The sequence below is a fragment of the Natronomonas sp. genome (assembly GCF_036625485.1).
In the GTDB taxonomy this organism is placed as follows: domain Archaea; phylum Halobacteriota; class Halobacteria; order Halobacteriales; family Haloarculaceae; genus Natronomonas.
Map to the genome: position 1 here is coordinate 1 of NZ_JAZKTR010000209.1, position 3,429 is coordinate 3,429.

3 protein-coding genes are annotated in these 3,429 nt (G+C 66.1%); 1 reads left to right on the top strand and 2 read right to left on the bottom strand.

What is annotated here, in order from left to right:
* Position 1 precedes the first annotated feature (1 nt).
* Positions 2-1,783, bottom strand: coding sequence for a M3 family oligoendopeptidase (locus V5A53_RS13870; protein WP_332314210.1), 1,782 nt, complete (start codon positions 1,781-1,783; stop codon positions 2-4).
* Between the two features lie 189 nt (positions 1,784-1,972).
* Here V5A53_RS13870 and V5A53_RS13875 point away from each other — a divergent pair, with 189 nt between their 5' ends.
* Positions 1,973-2,824: a succinylglutamate desuccinylase/aspartoacylase domain-containing protein gene (locus V5A53_RS13875; RefSeq protein ID WP_332314211.1), complete on the top strand. Its 852-nt coding sequence runs from the start codon at positions 1,973-1,975 to the stop codon at positions 2,822-2,824.
* A 20-nt stretch (positions 2,825-2,844) separates the two neighbouring features.
* On the opposite strand, the gene V5A53_RS13880 is transcribed toward V5A53_RS13875, so the two are convergent.
* Positions 2,845-3,429: helix-turn-helix domain-containing protein (locus V5A53_RS13880; protein ID WP_332314212.1), on the bottom strand; the 585-nt coding region annotated here is incomplete at its 5' end.

Consider the following 3,429-nt stretch of genomic DNA (forward strand, 5'->3'; position numbering starts at 1 on the left):
CTCACAGCCGGTCGAGATAGCCGTCGAAGACGCCCGCAGCACGCTCGTAGAAGGCCTCGCTGGTCGGGTCACAGTCCAATCGCTGGAACGTCTCGACCGACGAACGGCGCCCCGTCTCGGCCAGCACCGAGCGGTATTCGTCGGTCGTCAGGGGGCCGTTCCGCAGCGCGTCACGGACGGCCAGCGCGCCCGCGGCCCCGAGAACGTACTGGTACCTGCTGTAGAGTTCGCGCGTCCAGCCGTAGAGCCAGTTGCGGCCCGCCCGGTCGTCGAACTCGACGAGCGGTTCGAACTCGGATTGCAGATCGGCCCACGCCTTACGGGCCCGTGTCGGCGTCAGTTCCGTGCCAGACTCGACGGTCGTGACGATTTCGTGAGTGAACGCCGAGCGCCTGGCTGCCCGGAAGAGGTTCCCAGCGAGGAGGCTCACGACGCGGTTCCGGGCGGCCGCTGCCAGCGGCCCACCGACGTCGAGGAAGTGGTCTGTCAACAGGAGTTCGTGCAGCAGCGACGGCACTTCGCTCATCGGACGCGGCGCGGTCGCGTATCGAGTCGGCCCGGAGCGGTGCTGTTCGACGTGCATCGCGTGGCCGAGTTCGTGACAGAGGATGTACGTCGAGCGCACGTCCTCGCGGAAGTTGGCGAGGATATAGGCGCCGTCAGCGGCCGACGAGGGGCAGTAGGCGGTGATGTCGGTCCGCTTGGACTGCGTGGGGACGACGTCGATTCGGCGGTCCTCGAAGAACGCTTCGAGCGTCTCCACGTAGTCCTCGCCGAGCGGTTCGAGGGCCGTGAGGATGTGTTCGCGGGCTTCGTCGTAGTCGACCGTCGGCGGGTCGGCGTCGACAATCGAGACGCGGCGGTCCCACGGTCGGAGCGCGTCGACGCCCAGTCGCTCGCGGCGGATTCGAAGGGCGCGGTGGTAGGAGTCGAGGTTCTCACGAACCGAGGTCAACATGGTATCGTGGACCTCTTCGAGGAGTCGACAGCGCAGGCCAGAGTCGGGATAGGAGGGTCGCCGAAGCGCCCGGTCGCGGACCGACTCGTAGCCGCGAACCTCGGCGTCGGCCCCTGCAGCACGGATTTTGCCGGCGACGGCCTCGGTTATCGTCGCCTCGAAGCGGTCCAACTCGGCCCGGAACGTCTCGTAGACGCGGCGTCGGTACTCGCGGTCGGGGTCGGCGAGTTCGGAGATGTAGTTCCCCCTCGTGATTTCGACCTGGTCGCCGTCCGGCCCTTCGATGGGGTCGGCGTCGAAATCCTCGGTCGACGCGGCGCGAACGATGTTCGTCGGCGTGTCGGTCGTCTTCTCGTAGGCGGCGACCGTTTCGGCGACGGACGGGTCGAGCGCGTAACGACTCTGCTCGCGGAAGTCCTCGGCGTACCGGCGGTACTCGTCGAGAGCGTCGATGGCGGCATCGAGCGTATCGCGGTCGGTCGCGGCCAGGCGGTAGCGGACCGCGTCGACGGCGGCAGTAAAGTCGGCATCTAGTGTCTCGAATCGCCGCCGTCGGTCGGCGGCCGCGTCGTCGTCCGTCGCGATGTCGCGTGCGAGCGTCGCGTAGAGGCCGAGCCGTTGTTTTTGGCGATGGGCGTCCTCGGTCGTTTCGAGGAGGGCACGGAGATCGTTGGCCTCCTCGATGTCCACGTCGGCGAGTGCTTCCAGCGTCGCTATCTCCTCACGGAAGTCCTCGCAGGCGTCCGTCCAGTCGGCGGGCGTCTCGTAAATACGGGACAGGTCGAAACGATACCGTTCGGGAACGTCGTCTCGTGGTGGATTCATGACAGGCGTGGCTTCTCGGTGGTCGATGAGCGGTTCTGACGCGGAGAAGAGCTGTTATCGGGTCATCAGTCGCCTGCCGTTGTTCCCCGTGTGTGGACCAGTATAAAAAGGCTATCGCCGAGGTGTTGCGTGTTGGCATACGTGCCGAAGCGCGGGGTTCATACACCCTGCTCCGCTATGACCGAATAGATGCGCGTCGAGACGCTGGGAGAGGGCGAACCGGAGGTCGCGATCGTCGGTGGGATTCACGGCGACGAGCCGTGCGGCCCGAGAGCCGTCGAGGCGCTTCTCGATGCCGACTTCGACGTCGAACGCCCGGTAAAACTCATCATCGCCAACGAGCGGGCCCTCGAAGCGGGCGTCCGCTACGTCGAGGAGGACCTCAACCGCGCCTTCCCGGGCGACCCCGACGCCGACACCCATGAGGGACGGCTGGCCCACGACCTCCTTACGGAGATTCGCGGCTGTGAAATCCTCTCGCTCCACTCGACGCAGTCCTACGCCGCTCCCTTCGCCCTGGTCGACGAGATGGACGGCCACGCCCGCTCGGTATGTTCCTACCTCTCGGTCGAGGCCGTCGTGGAGACGGCGGGGTACAGCACCGGCCGCCTCATCGCCTACCCCGACGTCGTCGAACTGGAGTGTGGCATCCAGCGGTCGGCGGCCGCCACCGAGAACGCCAAGCGACTGGCCCGAGAGTTCCTCGTCGCGAGAGGCGTTCTGGCCGGGTCCGAACAGCCGCATCGGGACCACCGCCTGCCCGTCTTCCGGATGGAACGACAGATTCCCAAACCGGACGGCGAGGAGTACGAGGTGTTCGTCGACAACTTCGAGCGGGTCGCCGAGGGCGAGCGTTTCGCTGCCGTCGACGGCGAGGCACTCCACGCGGAGTTCCCCTTCTATCCCATCTTGCTTTCGGCCTACGGCTACGAGAACGAGTTCGGCTACGCGGGCGACCTCGTGGGACGGCTCGACGGCGAGGAACCGGCGGTGCCGGCCCGGGAGAGCGCCTCGGCCCGCGCCGACGGACGAAGCCACTGAGGTTTCCGAGTCGGTGCCGCTCAGTCGGCGGCCTGTTCGCTCCGCCCTGAATCAACCACGCCCAGCGGGTCCGCCGTCGACCCTGCCGTCACCAGTCGCAGGAACTGTCCAGCGTTCGTGAGGAGCTTGTTCTCGGCCTTTCGCAGGTGTTCCTCGTAGGTCGACCGGGCCACGTTGGTTTTCTTGGCCAGGTCCCGGAGCGACGTCTTCCGCGGCTGTTCGTAGTAGCCGCTTTCGAGCGCCAACCGGAGTGCCGCCAACTGCCGGTCGGTCACGGCTTCGAACAGTCGGTCGACGGGCGCCAGCATGCTGTGGGGAATCGCCTGTTCCGTGATGGCGGTCTTCGATAGTACCTCGATATCGCGGTCGGCTTCGAGGTCGTTGAGCAGGTCCCGAACGTCACTTTCATCGAAGGCGATGACCGTGTAGTGTTCCCACCCCTGTCGGTGAATCGTCGGCGGCTGGTACAGGGTATTGTACTCCTCGAAGCGCTCGATGATGGAATCCTCAAGCGAGCAGAGGCAGGACTGGGTGACGACGTGGAGGCCGGACTCGTCGACCGACTCGTGGAGAACCGTCCCGAGGTCATCTATCTCGTCGAGCAG